This window comes from Buchananella sp. 14KM1171 (assembly GCF_041380365.1).
GTDB classification, from domain to species: domain Bacteria; phylum Actinomycetota; class Actinomycetes; order Actinomycetales; family Actinomycetaceae; genus Buchananella; species Buchananella felis.
The window spans coordinates 92,570-110,527 of record NZ_CP159981.1 but is presented as its reverse complement, the minus strand read 5'-3'; the positions used below and the strand labels follow the sequence as shown (position 1 = coordinate 110,527).

The 17,958-nt window shown below is 69.6% G+C and carries 15 protein-coding genes; 1 reads left to right on the top strand and 14 read right to left on the bottom strand.

Annotated features, from left to right (window positions below; translation table 11 throughout):
- Positions 1 to 71: 71 nt before the first annotated feature.
- From ABYF38_RS00440 to ABYF38_RS00375, 14 genes are all read right to left on the bottom strand, one after another.
- Positions 72 to 1,172 (bottom strand): cell wall-binding repeat-containing protein, encoded by a 1,101-nt coding sequence (locus ABYF38_RS00440; RefSeq protein ID WP_371152169.1) that lies wholly within the window; start codon positions 1,170 to 1,172, stop codon positions 72 to 74.
- A gap of 40 nt (positions 1,173 to 1,212) precedes the next feature.
- The gene (locus ABYF38_RS00435; RefSeq protein WP_371152168.1) at positions 1,213 to 2,298 is read right to left on the bottom strand and encodes a cell wall-binding repeat-containing protein; all 1,086 of its coding nucleotides are present in this window, start codon (positions 2,296 to 2,298) and stop codon (positions 1,213 to 1,215) included.
- A gap of 81 nt (positions 2,299 to 2,379) precedes the next feature.
- Complete coding sequence (locus tag ABYF38_RS00430; RefSeq protein ID WP_371152167.1) at positions 2,380 to 2,616, bottom strand: hypothetical protein; 237 nt, start codon at positions 2,614 to 2,616, stop codon at positions 2,380 to 2,382.
- A 184-nt stretch (positions 2,617 to 2,800) separates the two neighbouring features.
- Positions 2,801 to 3,841: a cell wall-binding repeat-containing protein gene (locus ABYF38_RS00425; RefSeq protein ID WP_371152166.1), complete on the bottom strand. Its 1,041-nt coding sequence runs from the start codon at positions 3,839 to 3,841 to the stop codon at positions 2,801 to 2,803.
- 87 nt (positions 3,842 to 3,928) lie between these two features.
- A complete protein-coding gene (locus tag ABYF38_RS00420) occupies positions 3,929 to 5,008 on the bottom strand; it encodes a cell wall-binding repeat-containing protein (RefSeq protein WP_371152165.1) in 1,080 nt (359 codons plus the stop codon).
- 217 nt (positions 5,009 to 5,225) lie between these two features.
- Positions 5,226 to 6,380 carry a cell wall-binding repeat-containing protein gene (locus tag ABYF38_RS00415; protein ID WP_371152164.1) on the bottom strand — a complete coding sequence of 385 codons (1,155 nt, stop codon included), beginning with the start codon at positions 6,378 to 6,380 and terminating at the stop codon, positions 5,226 to 5,228.
- A 171-nt stretch (positions 6,381 to 6,551) separates the two neighbouring features.
- On the bottom strand, positions 6,552 to 8,105 hold the full coding sequence (gene der / locus ABYF38_RS00410; RefSeq protein ID WP_371152163.1) for a ribosome biogenesis GTPase Der: 1,554 nt from the start codon (positions 8,103 to 8,105) through the stop codon (positions 6,552 to 6,554).
- 92 nt (positions 8,106 to 8,197) lie between these two features.
- On the bottom strand, positions 8,198 to 8,935 hold the full coding sequence (gene cmk / locus ABYF38_RS00405) for a (d)CMP kinase (protein WP_371152162.1): 738 nt from the start codon (positions 8,933 to 8,935) through the stop codon (positions 8,198 to 8,200).
- A gap of 12 nt (positions 8,936 to 8,947) precedes the next feature.
- A complete protein-coding gene (locus ABYF38_RS00400; protein ID WP_371152161.1) occupies positions 8,948 to 10,063 on the bottom strand; it encodes a prephenate dehydrogenase in 1,116 nt (371 codons plus the stop codon).
- The gene (locus ABYF38_RS00395) at positions 10,060 to 10,887 is read right to left on the bottom strand and encodes a pseudouridine synthase (RefSeq protein ID WP_371152160.1); all 828 of its coding nucleotides are present in this window, start codon (positions 10,885 to 10,887) and stop codon (positions 10,060 to 10,062) included. Before ABYF38_RS00395 ends, ABYF38_RS00400 begins: the two co-directional genes overlap by 4 nt.
- A 178-nt stretch (positions 10,888 to 11,065) precedes the next feature.
- Complete coding sequence (locus ABYF38_RS00390) at positions 11,066 to 11,920, bottom strand: ParA family protein (RefSeq protein WP_371152159.1); 855 nt, start codon at positions 11,918 to 11,920, stop codon at positions 11,066 to 11,068.
- A gap of 125 nt (positions 11,921 to 12,045) precedes the next feature.
- A complete protein-coding gene (locus ABYF38_RS00385; RefSeq protein ID WP_371152158.1) occupies positions 12,046 to 13,272 on the bottom strand; it encodes a hypothetical protein in 1,227 nt (408 codons plus the stop codon).
- A gap of 104 nt (positions 13,273 to 13,376) precedes the next feature.
- Complete coding sequence (locus ABYF38_RS00380; RefSeq protein ID WP_371152157.1) at positions 13,377 to 14,597, bottom strand: hypothetical protein; 1,221 nt, start codon at positions 14,595 to 14,597, stop codon at positions 13,377 to 13,379.
- A gap of 60 nt (positions 14,598 to 14,657) precedes the next feature.
- Positions 14,658 to 15,623, bottom strand: coding sequence for a site-specific tyrosine recombinase XerD (locus ABYF38_RS00375; RefSeq protein WP_371152156.1), 966 nt, complete (start codon positions 15,621 to 15,623; stop codon positions 14,658 to 14,660).
- A gap of 154 nt (positions 15,624 to 15,777) precedes the next feature.
- Here ABYF38_RS00375 and tkt point away from each other — a divergent pair, with 154 nt between their 5' ends.
- Positions 15,778 to 17,916, top strand: coding sequence for a transketolase (gene tkt / locus ABYF38_RS00370; protein ID WP_371152155.1), 2,139 nt, complete (start codon positions 15,778 to 15,780; stop codon positions 17,914 to 17,916).
- Positions 17,917 to 17,958: the final 42 nt, after the last annotated feature.

Sequence of the window (17,958 nt, the reverse complement as noted above, 5' to 3'; positions counted from 1 at the left end):
CGGCCACCCCGCTCACGCGACGCGGCCCGCGCCCCAGCAAGAAGGGACGCGGGCCTCGCGGTTGCGGGCGGTCAGTGACTGGCCTCGTGCAGCAGCTCCAAGAAGGTGCGCTGCGAAACGGAGCCAGGACCACCCACCACGTAGATCTCCTCGTACTCCGAGGGGTTGATGTAACCGCGCAGCGGCTGCGGCACGCTGGTGGGATGGGTCAGCACCAGTGGGCCGTTCTTGTTCGCGGCGAATGCGCCACCGCTGAGCGCGTCGGGGAACACCAGCCCGCTAGCGATCACCACCGTGCGCGGCCGGTAGAAGTACTTGCTTGCCACCTCAACGGCCGTGTCGTAGCGGTCGGTGCCCACCACGCGCTCGGTGTGGATGCCCTGCGTGGCAGCCACGGCCGCCCCACCGATCGCATGCTTGGGCGCGTGCAGCGAGTTAAGGTACGCCCGCTCCTGGGCGGTGAGTGGCGTCCTGCCGCGCGTCAACATGATCGCGCCGTCCTTGGTGGCCGCCGCCGGTCCTGCGGCCAGCGCGTCGGCGAAGTTGGTGCCGTCCACGAACAGGATCGGCCCCATGCTCTGGTGCTGGTTGATGTGCGCGTCGTAGAGGAGGCCGGTGATCATCTTCGCGGTCTGGTACCGGTCGATGCCCTCGTGGCGAACCACGACGGAGAAACCCAACGCCTTGACCTGATTCTCCACGGCCTCGCTGATGGACGACGTTCCACCGACCACCTGAACTACGTCCGCGCCGTTCGCCTTCGCCTTGAGGAGGGCCTGGCGGCTCTCGGGACTGAGCGAGGCCCTGGGGGTCAGGATGAGCGGTGCCGACCCGTAGGCGGCCAAGGGGGTCGCTGACAGCGCGTCGTAGGGGTTCTCCCCGCTCACCAGCACCACACCGGGGCCCCAATCCCCCTTCTCGAACACCTTCGCTGCGGTGGCGTAGCGGTTCGGGCCCGCCAGACGTTCGAAGACGCTGGGCGGGATGGGCGGGGGCCCGTCCAGTGGGAGGGGAGTCACCTCGGCCGCCACGGCGGTCACGGGCACGGCACCGCCAGTGGGCCCACCCGTCTGGTCGGCCGGCCCGGCGAGCGCCGGGGAGGCAGCCACGGCGCCGGCCAGCACAGCAGCCGTGGCCAGTGCGATGCCGGCTCGTTTCATTCTGAGCTTCACGATCTTAAATCCCTTTCTGCGCCGGTTTGCACGGTGCGCGTCAGTTGGCGCCAATCTCGGCGCGGATGCGGTTGAAGGTGGGGCCGGAGACAGACTTGGGACCGCCGGTCACCAGCGCGAAATGAAAACGGCCCGGTTCCAGGTAGTCCAGCACGGGCGGCGGCACCTGGTTGGGCCTGGTCAACACCAGGGCGCCGTTTATGTAGGCCGCCATCGCGCCGCCGGAGAGGGCGTCGGGGAAGTCCTCGCCGCTGGCGATCACCAACTGGCGGGTGGTGGTGACATAGGCGCGTGCCACCTGAACGGCGGTGTCGTAGCGATCCGCGCCCACCAGGGTGCCCACGTGTACCCCGCGCAGCGCCGCCACGGCCGCGCCTCCCACCGCGTACATGGGCACGCCGTAGTTCTGCGCGTTGCCCAGGATGTCGGGGCGCACCCGCCTTCCGTCGGTCAGGAGGATCGCGCCGTTCTCTTGGGCGGCAGCCGGGCCGGTGGCCAGGGCGTCGGGGACGGAGGTGCCGTCCACAAAGAAGACCGCGTTGAATTGCTTGCCCTGGGACAGGTACTCCGCGCGCGTCTGGTGGGCCAGGACTGAGGCGGTCTCGTAGCGGTCACTGCCGTAGTGGCGGCTCACCTGCTGGAATCCGAGCGCCCGGACCTCCGCCTCCACGCGAGGGCTGAGAGAACCAGTTCCCCCGGCCAGTCGCACGTCCGTCACTCCGACGGTGCGAGCGTTGAGCAGCACCTCACGCGCGGCCGGGTGCAGGGAGCCGGGGGTCGTCAGCACCACGGGCGCCCCCAGTGCGGCCGCGAGCGGGGTGGCGGCCAGGGCGTCCCACGGGATCTCCCCGGAGGCCAGGACGATCGACTTGTAGTCCCAGGCACGGGAGAAGTAGATCGCCTTGGAGGTGGTGTAGCGCGAATTGCCGGCGATGCGCTCGATCCACGGGCTGGCGGCCGGCATCACCTCGCCCTTACCGTCTGGCGAAGCGTGGCCGGCGTCAACCGCCGGTGCGGCCCCGGCGGCGCTGGCCGGCGCCGGGGCGAGGAGCGCGAATGAGGTGGCGGCCAGCAGGCCGCACGCGGCCGCCAACGCAGCCCGGGCCCTGCCTCGTATTGTCTTCATGTCACTACCTTTCAACTGGACCATCGCTCCGGTCGAAGCAGCGGCAAAAGCGGTCGCACCGGGGCCGGCGACCGCGCTGCACTAACGCACGCGCGCGAACTCACGCAGGCTCTCCGCACTCTGGTGAGAAATGGAGTGGTAACCACCCACGACGATCAGGCCGTCGGCGTCCTCGACGGTCTGGAGGTAGCGGTCCTCCGCCTCCGGCGGGGAGTCGACGCCCAGCGCCACCACCGGCACGGATAGGCAGATCGTCAGCGCCCCTACGAGGGCGCCGAGCAGCGCTTTTCGGCTACTGCGTAAAGCGTTCCTCTTCACGATGTTTTCCTTTTCGGGAAAGTGCGGGGCAGGAAATGCGTTCTGCTGGCACCGGGCGCGCCCTGGTCGTCTGTTAGACACATTACAGGCGGCCAGGGCGAAAATGGGCTGGAAGCCGATTGAGCACCTCAATCGGTGCGCGCAATAGCGGACGGCGGTAAACGGCGGGCCGAAATCGCGTGAGCTAGGGCAGCAGCAGGGCCTCGCACAGCCGCCTTTCGGTGAAGCTGCTTACCGAGCCGGGGCCGCCCAGCACAAACAGGTCGGTAGCCCGCCCAGTGGAGCGCAGGTAGTTAAGCAGCGGCGCCGGTACGCCGTTGTGCTTCGTCAGGAGCATGGGGCTGCGCAGATTGGCGGCCAGCGCTCCCCCGGACAGGGCGTCCGGGTAGGTGTAGCCGTTGGCCACCAGCCACTTGGTGGTGGACGGGAAGAAGGTCCGGGCCACCTGGGCGGCGGTGTCGAACCGGTCGGCGCCCACTACCGGCCGGGCTCCCATGGATGTGGACGCCTTGGCCGCGTTCCCGCCGATGGCCCACATGGGTCGATCGTAGGAGGCTGCCTCCTCGGCCACGTACCAGACCATCGCCGGGCCGTTGGTGAGGAACAGCAGGCCGTTGCGCGTGGCTGCGGCCGGACCTGCCGCCAGCGAATCGGCGAAGCTGGTGCCGTCGGCGAAGAAGACGGCCTTCACCTCCTGGCCGTTCTCCTGGTATATCTGCGCGGTCTTGATCGCCACGGTGACGGAGGTATCGAAGCGGTCATCGCCGAAATAGCGCACCAGAGAGGGGTACCCCATTTCCTGGATCTGGTTGAACACCCTGGGGCTGAGCGCGTTCAGCCCGCCCACCAGGACGGCGTAGTTGGCGCCGTGCTCCTTGGCGGTCTGCAGGGCGGCGCGGGTTTCTGCGGAGAGCCCGGCGGCGGGTGAGAGCAGTAGCGGGGCTTTGAGCGCGTTCGCCAGCGGGGTGGCCGTCAGGGCGTCGAAGGGATTCTCTCCGCTCGCCACCACCACGAACCTGCCCCAAGCGCCGGCCCCCTCCTCCATCACCGCCTGGGAAGTGGCGTAGCGGTTGGGCCCCGCCAGGCGCTTGTAGGTGAACCCGGGCGCCTCACAGGCAGAGGGGAGGTGCGGTCCGCGCGGGTCAGGCTGGTCGGCACGCGAGCCCGCGAAGGCAGCCGGGGACGCGCTCAAGGAAATAACCAGTGCGCTGGTAACTGCGGACATAACCGCACCAAGGGCGCACGTGCGTCGCGTCGATGTGAACCGAGATTTCATTGCCATTTCCCTTCTTTCTACCGGCTTGTCCAGGATTTATCTGGCGGCCTCGCAAAGCTGGCGACGGGTTGGTTCGGAAATCGAGCTCAGGCCGCCAAGGAGATAGATGCCCTCTGCGTCTGTCGATTCATTCAGGTAGGTGCGCACGACGCCCGGAACGGTCTTGGCCTTGGTCAACAGGAGGGGAGAGTTCAGTCGTGCTGCCAGGGCGCCACCGGAGAGCGCGTCGGGGTAGGAATCGCCATTCGCGGCAACCCAACGGGTCCTGGAAGGGAAGAACGTGCGCGCCACCTTCACGGCGGTGTCGAAGCGGTCGGTTCCCACCACCGGTGTCGCGTTGAGGTGAGCCGCCGCCTTGGCCGCGTTGCCGCCAATGGCCCACATGGGAACGTCGAGGTCTAAGACGGAGTCGTTGATGTGGTAGACCATCGATGAGCCGTTCGTCAGCAGCAAGATGCCGTTGCGCGCGGCTGCAGCGGGCCCGGCAGCCAGGGAATCGGCGAAGTTCCTGCCGTCTGCGAAGAACACGCCCTTCAATAGTTGGCCAGCTTCTTCGTAGTACTGCCTGGTTTTGAACGCTACCATCGCGGAGGTGTCGAAGCGGTCCACGCCGTAGTAGCGCTCCAACAAGAGTCCCATGTCGGAGATTTGGTCAGAAACCCTGGCTGACAGTGAACTGAAACCACCAACGACGACCACGTCTGTGACCCCACGGGCCTTGGCGGCTTGCAGCGCGGCGCGGGTTTCTGGAGACAAGCCCTGGGAAGGCGATAGCAGGATCGGTGCCTTCAGCACATTAGCAAACGTGGTGGCAGAAAGGGCGTCGTACGGGTTGTCTCCGCTGACTACCACCACCGTGGTGGTTCCCCACGGGATCCCGGGGTGTTCCATCACGGCCTTCGATGTGGCATACCGGTTGGGGCCAGCCATGCGGTCACATACGAACGCGTTGGCATCGGTGTGCCCGGCCGCTGCCGGCAGGCATGCCTGTTGATCAACTACGGGCGAGCTGTGTGCGCTCACAGCGGTTGCCGGCGTGGAAACAGCCAGCGCCAGCGCGCCAACAAGGACGCTCAACGCGAGTCGCCTTTTGCTTCGGGGCGAACGAATCTTCATGGCAGCTCTCCTTCTCTCTAGCTCGAAACACTGAATTAGTTCCGGCACCTTCGCGCGGTTACCTGCGCAACCGGTCAACTCGGTGCCAAACCCTGTTCAACCTGCTCCACGCAGGACTCGAAAGCGGAAGTAGACAACCGTGGTAGTCGGGGAGACTTAAGCCGGCGTGCCCGCTTGGGCGACCGGTGGTGCGGGGCTTGCAGCGCGCAGTGACCTGCTACTTCCCCACCGTGTTGACCAGGAAGTCGATGACGTCCTGGGAGATGGAACCGTAGCCGCCGAGCACCGAGAGGTGTGCGAACTTTCGGGGCGGCAGGTACTGCTGCACGGTTAACGGCACGTCATCGCGGCGGCAAAGCACCAGGGAGGCGGACTTGTTGGCCGCCAGGGCCCCGCCGGCCAGGGCGTCGGGGAAGGTCTGCCCGCTGGCCACGTAAACCTCAGGCACATTCGGCAGGTATGTGCGGGCCACCTGCACGGCGGTCTCGTATCGGTCGGTGCCGGCAACCAGCCCGTCGGCGTTGTACTTGAAAGCGGCCACGGGGCCGCCACCGATGGCGTGGCGCTCACCGTGCAGCTTGCTGAGCGCGTACCAGGTGGACTGAGGCACCCTAGAACCGGCGGTGAGCAGGATGACACCACGGTTTGCGGCCGCAGCAGGGCCAACGGCCAGGGCGTCGGCGAAGTTGGTGCCGTCCACCAGGAAGACCTTCTGCAGGGGCGCTCCCGAGTTTCGGTAGACCTCTGCGGTGGCAAAGGCCAAGCCCTGCGCGGTGACGTAGCGGTCTGCGCCCCCAAAGTGCTGGGCGATGTCGAAACCGTAGGACCTGATCTGTGCACGCAGCTGGGCGGTCATCACGTTCGTGCCACCCACCAGGTAGACGCGGTTTGCGCCCTTCTCGCGGGCGGTACGGAAAACCTCGGCAGTGGGGGCGGGGATGTGCCCGTTGCCGACCAGCACGATCGGGATGTTGTGGGCGGCCGCGAAGGGCGTGGCCGCCAGGGCGTCGGCGTAGTTCTCTCCGCTGGCCACGACCAGGGCTTCCCGGTTCCACCAGCCCCCAAGGTAGAGATTGCGCGCGGTGTCGTAGCGGTCAACGCCGGCGAAGCGGGAAAAGCGGGTGGCCTCCGCCTGGGCTACGGCATGCCCGGTGAGGGCGGGAACCTCGGTGGGCTCCAGCTCGGTTGCGGCCGGCTCAACATCCTCGCCATCCAAGGCCGCCTGCTCGCCGCCCACAGGGGAGCCGGTCGCTTCGGGCGTGGGCGCGGCAGCGGCGGCAGAAGCCCACGGGGCGAGGCCCGCGAACGCCGCCACAGCCAGAACTGACAGTGCTGCTCTCCAGACGCGGCTCTTGCTTACAGTGAGGGTCATTGCGGTGTCCTTCCCGTCAAATGCTCGAGTAATGGCGATAGCTTGCAGCGAACGAGGGTGATCCAGCCTACAGACACGCGGGGCGTTTTCGCAGGGAATTAGGCGTGCGAAACAACGGTCGGGGGGTGTGGGGTGGCAGTGCCACCCCACACCCCCCGAGCCGAACTTGGGTTACTTGCGCTTGCGCTTCTCCCTGACCCGCACGGAGATCGTGATGGGCGTGCCCACAAACCCGAAGGTCTCGCGCAGGCGACGCTCGATGAAGCGCCGGTAGGACGGGTCAAGGAACCCGGTGGTGAACAGCGCGAAGCGCGGCGGAGCCACGTGAGCCTGCGTGCCGAACAGGATGCGAGGCTGCTTACCACCACGCACCGGGTGGGGGTGGGCGGCGGTGAGCTCACCCAGGAACGAGTTCAGGCGGCCAGTGGGCACGCGAGTACCCCAGCCTTCCAACGCGGCGTCCAGGGCGCGCACGATGCGGTTAGTGTGCCAACCGGTCTTGGCGGACAGGTTGATGCGCGGCGCCCACTCCAGCTGCACCAGGTCTCGCTCCTGCTCGCGCTTGAGCAGCGCCTGGCGCTCCTCGTCCACCAGGTCCCACTTGTTGTTGACCACCACGATGGCGCGCCCGGCGTCCACGGCCTGCTGGATTACTCGCACGTCCTGCTCGGTCATCGGCTCAGAGGCGTCGATGAGGACTAGGGCGGCCTCGGCGTTCTCCAGCGCGGTCTGGGTGCGCAGGGAGGCGTAGAAGTCCGCCCCGTAGGTCTGGTGGACGCGCCGACGGATGCCTGCGGTGTCCACGAACAGCCACTGCCGGCCATCCAGTTCGATGATCTCGTCAACCGGGTCGCGTGTGGTGCCGGCGGTGGGGTCCACGACCACGCGGTTCTCCCCCGCCAGGGAGTTAAGCAGCGAGGACTTGCCCACGTTGGGGCGTCCCACCAGCGCGATCCGGCGCGGTCCCCCCTTGGGGCGCGGCTTGGCCACGCCACTGACTTCTGGCAACGCCGCCACCACAGCGTCCAGCACGTCACCGGCACCCCGTCCATGCAGCGCGGACACCGGGAAGGGCTCGCCCAGACCCAGGTTCCACAGGGCGTAAGCGTCGGCCTCCTGGGCCGCAGAGTCAACCTTGTTTGCGGCCAGAACCACGGGCTTGCCGGCCTTGCGCAGCAGCTTAACCACGCGCTCGTCGGTGTCGGTGATGCCCACCGTGGCGTCCACGACGAACAGCACGGCGTCGGCCATCTCAATGGCGATCTCGGACTGGTCGGCCACCGCCTTATCCAGGCCGGCTACGTCCATCTCCCAGCCGCCGGTGTCCACCAGGGTGAAGCGGCGTCCCGCCCACTCGGCCGGGTAGGAGACGCGGTCGCGCGTCACGCCGGGCGTGTCCTGCACCACGGCCTCGCGGCGGCCCAGCACGCGGTTGACGAAGGTGGACTTGCCGACGTTCGGGCGCCCGACCACCGCCAGCACAGGCGGGGCGGCCTCCTCCTCGGCCTCCTCGTCCCAGCTCTCCTCGCCGGCCAGCAGGGCCAGGTCCTCGTCGTCCAGGTCGAACTCCTGCAGGCCGGCCAGCAGGGCCTGCGCGCGCTGGGCGTCGTCGGCGTCGTCGTCCAGCGCAGGCAGCGCCGCGTCCGCGCCAAGCACATCGAGGTCCAGCGCGGACAGCTCGATGGCGGAGGCGTCCAGCTCGTCGGCTGCAAAGTTCTCAGTCATGTTCCCAATTCTTCCAAAGTGATTGCTTAGCGGCCACCGCACCGGCGCCCCTTGGTGTACGACGTCCCGCCCGCCGCCCGGATCAGTGCGCGCTACTGAGTGCGGGCGAAGCGCGGGTAGACGGCCGCGGTGATGTCGATGACGGCCGCCAAGGTCTGGGCCGGGGTGAAGGTGGAGTTGTCCAGGGTGACCACGCCGTCGGCGGCCGTGGAGAAGTTGGAGACGGTGGAGTCGTCTGCGTCGCGGCGGACCACGGCGTCGCGCACCGCCTCTCGTTCGCTCTCCCCCGCCGCGCCCAGCACCTCCATGGCGCGCCGCTCCAGGCGGGCCTCCGGGGCGGCCACCAGCAAGATGCGTACGGGCGCGTCCGGGGCGATCTTCGTGGTGATGTCCCGGCCCTCGGCCACAATCCCCTCCCCGCTGGCCACGGCGGCGTCGATCAACTCACGCTGCAAGGTGGCCAGGTGGGCGCGCACGTCCAGGTTCGTGGCCACCTTGGACACGACGGTCGAGATCTGCTGGTCGCGGATCGCCTCCGTGATGTCCTGCCCGTCCACGCGAACGAAAGGCGCGTCGGGGTCCTGGCCCATCTCCAAGGGCGTGGCGCGCGCGGTGGCGGTCACGGCTGCAGCGTCGTCCAAGTCGACGCCGCACTGCTGGCACCACCAGGCAACGGTGCGGAACATCGCGCCCGTGTCCAGGTAGCGCGCCTTCAGGTGGCGGGCCAGGCCCTTGGCGGCGGTGGACTTGCCCACCCCGCTCGGGCCGTCGATCGCCACCAGCGGCGCATCGGTGCGCCCAATCCCGGCGCCTGCATCCTGCGTGCTCATCAGCGCGCCTCCTTAAACCTCGGTCTCCACGATCCGCCAACCGCGCCTGGTCAGCTCGGCGGCCAGATCGCTCAGGTGCGCCGGCAGCACGGAGAGCTCCACCATGCCCATCTTCTTGCCGCGCGCGTGCTCGATCGTCACGTCCTCGATAGAGATGCCGGCCTCGCCGGCGTCGGTGAAGAGTTGGCCCAGCTGGCCCGGCTCGTCGCTGATCAGCACCGTCAGGCGGCCAAAGCGCGTGCCCGCCCCGCCGTGCTTGCCCGGGATGCGGGCCACGCCCTCGTTGCCACCCCGCAGCAGCGCCCCCAGGGTGCCGTGCACGCCCGGCGCCTCCGGGCCCGCCTGCTCGGCCGCCGCCAGCGCCTCAATCACACCGGAAAGCTCCACCTGCAGCTGCGCCAGTACCGCGCGCACGGGAGCCGAGTTCTGCGTCAGGATCGCCGTCCACATGCGCTCGGAGGACGCCGCGATGCGCGTGACGTCCCGCAAACCCTGGCCCGCCAGGTCCAGCGCGCCGGCCGGGGCCTCCACCAGGCGGCCCGCCAGCAGCGAGGAGACCACCTGCGGCACGTGACTCACCAACGCCACTGCGGCGTCGTGCTCGCGCGCCGAGAGCTGGTGCAGCACTCCCCCGGCGTCCACCGCCAGCGAGCGCACCGCGTTAATCGCCTCATCGCTGGAACCGGCGTGCGGCACCACCACCCACGGGCGGCCCAGGAACAACGAGCCGTCCGCAGCCAGCGCCCCCGTGCGCTCCCGGCCGGCCATCGGGTGCGAACCAACGTAGCGGCGCGCCGCCTCCGGGCCCGCCAGCAGCAACACGTCAGTCTCCACGTCGGCCTTAATAGAGGCCACGTCCGTGACCACGGCGCGCGGGAACTCCGCCAGCGCCCCGGCCACCACCTCGGCAACCACGTCCGGGGGCGTGGCCACCACCACCAGGCTCGGCTCCGGGCGGCCGGCCCAATCGGTGCGGCCGGCGCCAACGTCGCGCGCCAACGCCGCCCCGGCGGGCGACGAATCGCGCAAATAGACCTCCACCTCCGGGCGCAGCGCCAAACCCAGCGAGGCGCCCAGCAGCCCCGTGCCGATGATCAGCACGGGGCCGGCGGTCAGCTTCGCGCTCACAGGTCCACGGCCTGCATCAGGGAAGACAACTCCGGGCCGGAGATCACGCGGTGGCGCCCCGGCTTCAGGTCACCCAGCAGGATCGGGCCCACGCGGGTGCGCACCAGGCGCGTGACCGGGTGGCCCACCTCCTCCATCAGGCGGCGCACGATCCGGTTGCGGCCCTCGTGCAGCACGATCTCCACGATCGAACCCCACGGGGTGGCGGCCTTGATGGTGACCTTGTCGCACACCACCGGGCCGTCCTCCAGCTCCACGCCGCTCTCCAGGCGCTTGACCAGGCCCGGCTTGCAGGTGCCCTCCACCGTGGCCAGGTAGGTCTTGCGGATCTCGTACGACGGGTGGGACAGCCGATGGGCCAGCTCGCCGTCGTTCGTCAGCAGGATCAGCCCCTCGGTGTCCGTGTCCAGGCGACCCACGTGGAACAGGCGCTCCTTGCGGTCCTGAAACCACTCGCCGATGTGGAAGCGGCCCTGGTCGTCGCTCATCGTGGAGACCACGCCCGTGGGCTTGTTGAAGGCGATGGTGATCTTGCCCATGTCAGTCTGCACCGGCGTGCCGTCCACGTGAATCTTCACGCCCGGGCCCACGCGCACGCCCAGCTCGGTGACAACCTGGCCGTTGACCTGCACACGCCCGGCGGCGATCAGGGACTCGCACTGCCGACGCGAACCCACCCCGGCGGCGGCCAGCACCTTCTGCAGGCGCTCACCGGAGGGGTCATGCACGTTGGCCACCGGCTCGGTGGCCTTACCGCGCACCGGTCCGCGCCTCTTGACTCCGCCGTGCCCGGTGCGGGCGGCGCGCGCGTGGAACTCGCTCATTTCCCTTAAGCCTTCCAGATCGATGCCGTGTGTGCCCGCGCGGGGCCGGAAACACGTTATCGAGCGGTTCCAGCACGGACAGGCTCGCCCCCATCTTCTCAGGAAAAGGCGGTGGAGTGCAGCAGCGCGCGCCGGACGAGCCCCCTGCGGGTGGCTCAGGCGCTTGCAGGCGGGTGGGTCAGGCGCTCGCGCCGCGGGCGATGAGCTCGCGGGCAAGCTGGCGGTAGGCGTGCGCGCCGGCGTGGTTCGGGGCGTAGGAGAGGATCGGCTCGGTGGCCACCGTGGCGTCGGGGAACTTGATGGTCCGTCCGATCTGGGTCTTGAACACGGTGTCCCCGAAGGCCTGCTCCAGGCGCTCCAGCACCTCGCGGGTGTGCAGCGTGCGCTTGTCCACCATAGTGGCCAGGATGCCGTCGATGGTCAGGCGCGGGTTGAGGCGATCGCGCACCTTCTCGATGTTCTCCACCAGCAGGGCCACGCCGCGCAGCGCAAAGAACTCCGCCTCCAGCGGGATCAGCACGCCGTGGGCGGCGGTGAGCGCGTTGACCGTGAGCAGGCCCAGGGAGGGCTGGCAGTCGATGATGATCACGTCGTACTCGTCCAGCACCGGGCGCAGCGCGCGCGCCAGGATGGACTCGCGGGCCACCTCGTTGACCAGCTGCATCTCTGCGGCGGACAGGTCGATGTTGGCCGGCACCAGGTCCAGGTTGCGCGTGGCGGTGGGAACGATGACGTCGTGGATGTCCATCTTCGGCTGGGTCATCAGCGTGTAGATGGTGTTGTCCAGGTCGTGCGCGGCCACGCCCAGGCCTGCGGAGGCGGCGCCCTGCGGGTCGAAGTCGATGATGAGAACCCGGCGGCCGTACTCAGCCAGTGCGGCGCCCAGGTTGATGGTGGTGGTGGTCTTACCGACCCCGCCCTTCTGGTTGCACATGGCGATGATGCGGGCCGGGCCGTGCCCCTCCAGCGCGGGCGGCTCCGGGAACCCAGGGCTCAGATCTGCTAGCTCGGGAAAGCTCAGGTTCTCACTCACGCGGCCACCTTAACGCGCCGGGCGCTCCTTGCCGTGCAGACCGCGCCGGGCGCCAACGTATTTGCCGCGATTCTTCGGGGCTGGCGCACTGCGGGCGCCACGCCCGTTCATGGACCGGCGCGGCGCTAGCCGAATGCCCGCCCAAACTGGGAAACGTAGTAGTCGCCGTCCAGGGGCGACTGGACGATGAACCACTGGAGGTAGGACAGGCTGCCGTCCGGGTTCAAATCCTGCGCCGGGCGCCTGATGCCGCAGAAGAAGTCCCCGGCCTCGCCAGTGACTTCCATGCCGAGCCGGCGCCCCTGCCCGTCGACGTCGCTGATGGGGACGCCGAACGGGCCGATCAGCACGCACTGCTCCACCACTCCCCCGGGCGGGAAGATCGAGGCACGGTAGTTGCTCACCCCGTCCGGGCAGACCCCCACGCAGCCGGTCTGCACGGCTGTCATGTTCTCCGCGCTGGTGTGGGGCGCGGCCGCTGAGTCGTTGCCGTCAGCCAGGGCGTTGTAGAACAGCTGCAGGTCCCAAAGCTTGGGTTGCTCCCACTCGCCGAAGTCACTGTAGAAACGCGTGGTGGCGTACTTATAGCCGTCCGGCACCCAGTGCAGCACGATCACCGCCTGGGCGTCGGTGCCCGATTCAGCTCCGACGTCTGGGGCGGCCAACACTTCCCAGAGGGTGAGCGCCAGTTCGGTGCCGCTGGCCTCCACGACCGTGAACTCGACCTGCAGCACGTGCGCCTGGAGCATGGAACGGTCCTCGCCCGCCCACGGTTCGACGTCGAAGATGAGTTCGCCGCGCGTGTTGTAGATGCCTGCGGACTGCTGGATCTTTCCGCGTGGGCCCTCACACCCGAACACGATGACGGTGGAGGCGCCCTGCAGGGGGCCGGCCTTGTCGATGCGCATTATGCGCACCTCCCTGGCGCCGGGAACCGGTTGCGCCTTGCTGTCCGTGAACTGCACCGGCCCGCTCTCCGGCCCCGGCATGAGGGCCCATTGCGCGCACTGCGGTGGGATTACCACGCTGAGATTGGGGGCGTCGGGGTCGAATTCGCCGCCCGACGTTCCTCCCGGCTCTTGCGTCGGCGCGGCCTGCGTAGTGGTGGGCGCCATCGGGGGCGTGGAGACCGGGGAGCTTGGGGCGGGCGCGCCGGTGGAGGCGGGTCCGCTCGGGGAGGCCGAGGGACCGGCCCCGATCGGGCCGGAGGGGGTGGGCCACAGCCCTAGCAACAGGGCCACCAGGGCCGCGACGAGCAGCGCCACGCCCGCCACGAAGGCGGCTACCGCGTAGGCGGTGTGAACACGTCTGCGTTCCGTCTGCGCAGACTCAGGAGGGTTCGAGGAGCGCATGGCTCAATTGTGCCCCACGTCACGTAATGGTGGGGCGACTTGGGTTCTGCCACCACGCCGGCGGGAAGGATGCCGGCAACCCCGGCGTCACAGGGCACGCTCCGCTAACTGAACGCCCGCCCGAACTGGGTGACGTAGTAGCCCTCCCCCTGCGCAGAGCGCACGATCAGCCACTGGGCGTAGGTCATGGCCCCGTCGGGCTCCAGTTCCTGACCGGGCCGCCGAATCCCGCAGAAGAAGTCTCCCGCCTCCCCGCTCACCTCCAGTGGCAGTTTGCGCGCCGCGCCGTCCACCTCCGGCAGGGGTACGCCCAGCTCTCCGATGAGCACGCACTCCTCCACCACCCCGCCGGGCGGGAAGATCGAGGCGCGGTAGTTGCTCACGCCGTTCGAGCAGGCGCCCAGGCAGCCGGTCTGGACCGCCTTCATGTTCTCGGGGCTGGTGTGCGCGGCGGCCGCCGCGTCGTTGCCAGCGGCCAGGGCGTCGTAGAACTCCTGCAGCTGCCAGGCCTGCGGGTGCTCCCACATGCCCGCCGTGCTCTGGTAGCGCGTGGTCTGGTACTCGTATCGCTCCCCGCCCCACCACAGCACGATCGTCGCCTCCACGGGCGTGCCAGCCAGCGCGCCCGGCAGGGGTGCGGCGCGCACGTCCTGCACGGTCAAGTGCAGTTCGTTGCCGATGGTTTCCACTTTGGAGAAGCGAACCACCGGCACTTCCGCCTGCAACATGGTGCGGCCCCAGCCGGCCCACAGCTCGATCCCCGTGGCCAGCTCGCCGGCGCCGTTGTAGATCGCCACCGACTGCTGGGTCTCGCCCGTCTCCGCGACGCAGCTAAGCACGACGGCCGTAGCCGCGGACTGCGTCGGAGAAACGTCGTGCACCGTCTCGATCCTCACCCGCCCTGCCCCAGTAGGGGAGGCCGCCGCGCCGTCGACGAAGTGCAGCGCGCCACTCTCCGGGCCAGGCAGCAGCGCCAGCTGGGCGCACTCCGGCGGGACCACCGCCCACGCGTCGGCCGGATCCGGCCAGAAGCGGTTGGACGACGTTCCACCCGGCCGCAGCGAGCCGGCCCCCGCCTGTTCGCCGGGCGTGGAGGTGCCCGGGCTGGCCGCCTCCGTCCCCGCAGCGGCGGGCGAGGCGGTGGAAGGGCTAGGCGCGGGCGCCGCCGGGTGCGGCCCGGGCTGGTCCGCGTCGCTGCCGGCACCGGTGGCGATGAGCACTACCGAGGCGGTCACCAGCGCGGCCCCCGCGATCAGCGAGGTCACGGCGTAGACCGGGTGGATGGGCCTCCTGCGGCGCGGCGGGCGGGACTGGTTTGCGGTCATGCACACATTGTGCCCCCGGCCACTAACAAGAGAAGGAGAACGACGGGCAACAGACCGAAATCAGCGCGCGCGGGGATGACTGGTGGCGTAGACCTCCCGCAGCGCCTGGGCCGTGACGCGCGTATAGATCTGCGTGGTGGTCACCGAGGCGTGCCCCAGCAGCTCCTGCACCACGCGCACGTCCGCCCCGGCATTCAGGATGTGGGTGGCAAACGAGTGACGCAGCACGTGCGGGGAGATGTGCTCCTGCACGTCCGCCGCAGCGGCGGCCTCCTGCAGCACCGCCCAGGCCGACTGGCGCGAGAGCCGCTGCCCGCGCGCGTTGACGAACAGCGCGGGCGTGCCCTCGCCGCGCGCCACCAACTCCGGGCGGGCCGCCGCGATGTAGCCGCGCAGCGCCGCCACCGCGTGACTACCCACCGGCACCACACGCTCCTTCCTGCCCTTTCCGCGCAGCAGCGCCGAGGCGGGTTCGCTCAGGCAGACGTCGTCCACGTCCATCCCCACCGCCTCGCTGATCCGCGCGCCGGTGGCGTAGAGGAACTCCAGCAGCGCCGCGTTGCGCGCACCGGCCGGGCCCGGCTTGCGGGCGGCCGCCGCCAGAATCGCCTCCACCGTGGGCAGGTCCAGCGCCTTGGGCAGCGCCTTGGGCACCGCCGGCCGGGCCACGTCCGCGCTCACGTCGCGGGCCACCACCCCCTCCTCCAACAGGAAGCGGTGCAGTCCACGCACAGAGGCCACCAGCCGGGCCGCAGAGGAAGCCGCCAGCGGCGTGCCACCGTCCTGCCCCAGCCGGCAGGCCTGCACGCAGGCCTCGATGTCCTGCTCGGTAAGGGCGGCAGCGTCGGCCACCTCCCTGCCAGCCAGAAAGGCGTTGTAACGCTGCAGGTCGCGGCGGTAGGAAGCAAGCGTGTTCTCAGCCAGGCCGCGCTCCACCCGCAGGTGGGCCAGGTAGAGCGGAATCTGGGCAGAAAGCGGGCCGGGCAACGCCTGACCGTGCGGCGGCGCCTGCGTCGTTGCGGCCACGCCCTGCCTCCCCTCGCCCATCATGCGGACATAACGCCGTAAGGTTAGCGCCGTTTTCGTTTACAGGGAGCCAATCGGTACCCGGCAAGGCGCGCAACACCCGCCGCGCCAACTAGGCTTGGACCTGCGAGTTGGAGTCAAACAAGGAGAGAACGTGCCCGCGCCCCTAAACCTGACCGAACTGGACCTCCGCGCAATTGACACCGCCAAGGTGCTGGCGGCCGACGCGGTAGAGAACGCAGGCCACGGCCACCCCGGCGCGGCGATCTCACTCGCCCCCATCGCCTACACGCTCTTTCAGCGCTTCTTGCGGTACGACGTTGCCGACGACCGGTGGGAGGGCCGCGACCGGTTCGTGCTGTCGGCGGGGCACTCCGCCCTCACCCAGTACGTCCAGCTCTACCTGGCCGGCCTGGGCCTGGAACTGGACGACCTGAAGGCGTTGCGCACCTGGGGCTCCCTCACCCCCGGCCACCCCGAGCTGGGGCACACCAAGTTCGTCGAGACCACCACCGGTCCGCTCGGTGCGGGCCTGGCCACTGCCGTCGGTATGTCCTTCTCCCAGCGCCGCGTGCGCGGCCTGCTGGACCCGCACACCGAGGCCGGCAAGTCCCCGTTCGACCACCGCGTCTACGTGATCGCCTCCGACGGCGACCTGCAAGAGGGCGTGACCGCGGAGGCATGCTCCCTGGCCGGCACCCAGGAGCTGGGCAACCTCATCGTGCTGTGGGACGACAACCGCATCTCGATCGAGGACAACACGGACATCGCCTTCACCGAGGACGTGCTGGGCCGCTACGACGCCTACGGCTGGCACACCCAGCGCGTGGACTTCACCGCCACCGGGCAGTACGTGGAGGACCTGGACGCCCTGGCCGCCGCCATCGAGACCGCCAAGGCAGACGCCCGCCCCTCCCTCATCGCGGTGCGCACCATCATCGGCTGGCCCTCCCCCACCAAGCAGAACACCGGTGGCATCCACGGCTCCAAGCTGGGCGGCGAGGAGCTGGCCGGGCTGAAGGAGGCCCTGGGCTTCGACCCGGCGCAGATGTTCGCCGTGGAAGAAGCAGTGGTGGAGCACACCCGCGCCGGCGCGGCCGCGCTCTCCGCCGCCGCCCGTAAGGAGTGGGACGAGCTCTACGCCGCCTGGGCGCAGGCCAACCCCGCCGGCGTCGAGCTCCTGGAGCGGCTGCAGGCCCGCCGCCTGCCCGAGGGCTGGCAGGAGTCCATCCCCGCCTTCGGCACCGGCAAGCCGATGGCCACGCGCGCCGCCTCCGGCGCCGTCCTCAGCGCCCTGGCCGGCGTGCTACCCGAGCTGTGGGGCGGCTCCGCCGACCTGGCCGGCTCCAACAACACCACCATGAAGGGTGAGCCCTCCTTCCTGCCCGCCCACCGCTCCACCGGCGAGTTCTCCGGCCACGAGTACGGGCGCACCCTGCACTTCGGCATCCGCGAGCACGCCATGGGCTCCATCCTCAACGGCATCGCCACCCAGGGACTCACCCGTCCCTACGGCGGCACCTTCCTGCAGTTCGCCGACTACATGCGCCCCGCCGTGCGCCTGGCCTGCCTCATGGACGTGCCCTCCATCTTCGTGTGGACCCACGACTCCATCGGCCTGGGCGAGGACGGCCCCACCCACCAGCCCGTGGAGCACCTGGCCGCGCTGCGCGCCATCCCAGGCCTGAGCGTCGTGCGTCCCGCCGACGCTGCCGAGACGGCCGTGGCCTGGCGCGAGGTGCTGGTGCGAGACAAGGCCGCCGGCCTGATCCTCTCCCGCCAGAACCTCGCCGACCCGGTACGCGACGAAGCCAGCGGCCTGGCCAGCGCCGAGGGCGTGGCCCGCGGCGGCTACGTGCTGCGCGAGGCCGGGGCCGTCGGCGGCGCAGGCCAGAGCACGGCCGGCGAGCAGGGGGCGGCCGGCAAGGTCGACGTCGTCCTCATCGCCACCGGCTCCGAGGTCGCGGTCGCGCTGGAGGCGCAGGAACTGCTGGCCGCCGAGGGCGTGGCCGCGCGCGTCGTGTCCATGCCGTGCGTGGAGTGGTTCGACGCGCAGGACGCCGACTACCGCGAGCAGGTCCTGCCCGCATCCGTACGTGCGCGGGTTACCGTGGAGGCCGGTATCGCCCAGAGCTGGTACCGCTTCCTCGGCGACGCCGGCGTGCCCGTCAGCCTGGAGCACTTCGGTGCCTCCGCCTCCGCCGAGCGCCTCTTCGAGGAGTACGGCTTCACCGCCCAGAACGTGGCCGCCGCCGCCCGCCAGTCCATCGCGCGCGCCGGCAGCGCCGCCTGAGCAACGCATCTACCCAAATCCCGCCCACCCAACACCGACAAA